Source organism: Vibrio sp. Vb0667, from assembly GCF_033391095.1.
Genome location: NZ_JAWPOL010000356.1, coordinates 1 through 1,082, shown reverse-complemented (window position 1 = coordinate 1,082; position 1,082 = coordinate 1). Strand labels below are relative to the sequence as shown.

At 49.5% G+C, this 1,082-nt stretch carries 1 protein-coding gene; it reads left to right on the top strand.

Translation table 11 applies throughout. The annotated features are described in order from the left end of the window. On the top strand, positions 1-1,082 hold a 1,082-nt coding region (locus R8269_RS25875), incomplete at both ends, for a chromosome partitioning protein ParA (RefSeq protein WP_318222996.1).

Below are 1,082 nucleotides of genomic sequence, written 5' to 3'. Positions count from 1 at the left end.
AACCTAGCCGCAGCATCAATATGACGCGTCTGCTGCTTTCTCTCGACAGCACGCCCGAGAATCGTGAGGAAATTGTCTTAGCCAACCGTGTGTTGTCTGATCCTCGCTTTCAAAGCCAGCTCAAGAGTCTCGATCTCAATTATCTGGATGACGCTAAACGACATCTCAACCTCGACTGGGTTTCTGTCGATGAGGCGATTGATCACTTGAACGAAAGCCAGCAGTACATTGAGGAAAACTTTGCCTCTGATGAGATCATCTTTGAACCTCGCGGCATCACGTTCAAAAACATCGTGATCAAAAAGAAAGATTGGCAGGGCCGCGCTTGTGCCTACGATCTGCGCTATAAACATCACCCCAAATATCGCCCCCCTTTTGGTGAGACCCGATTCACCATCACCAAAGATTCGTTAATTGAACACCCGAGTGTTGGCGACCATTTTCAAGGTTGCTTCATATCGCCGAATCACCAAATTACGGAAGATATTGTCGAGCCGATTAGCAAATTTGCGGATTGGTTTAACCTTGTTGGTTGCTCTATCACAGGATGCACCCGCAACGACTTGAACGGCTTCTCTCTCGAAGACTTTGACGATGAAGGCGACTGGAAATATCGCTCAGTCGCGATGAATTTTGACCCAAGCACTGAGCTCTTTATGGAGAAAGTACAAGGTCTCGGGCGCAACAAACACATCCAACACAGCAACCGCACTGAAATGCTGTGGTTTTCCTACCCTAACACCAGCGAACACGACATCGACTACCTCGGCGTGTGGCAGCAAACCCAATACCACCAGCAATCCATGACACAATCGTGTCTGTTAATGCGCCACCAACAAGTGATGCGATTGCCACGCAGCGCCGAGACCTGCCCAACCGATGCAAGCCTATACACCCAAGATGTCACCCGCGAGTTTGCCGATATGTGGTGGGTAAACAATGACGAACCGAAAGCCAATTTGGCGCAAATGAACATCATGGTGCGCTGGTCAACCACTCCGGCAGAAATCAACTACACCACTTGGGAATACTTACCGGCGGGAGCCAACTGGGAGCAAGGCATTTTGTATCGCTACCAACAG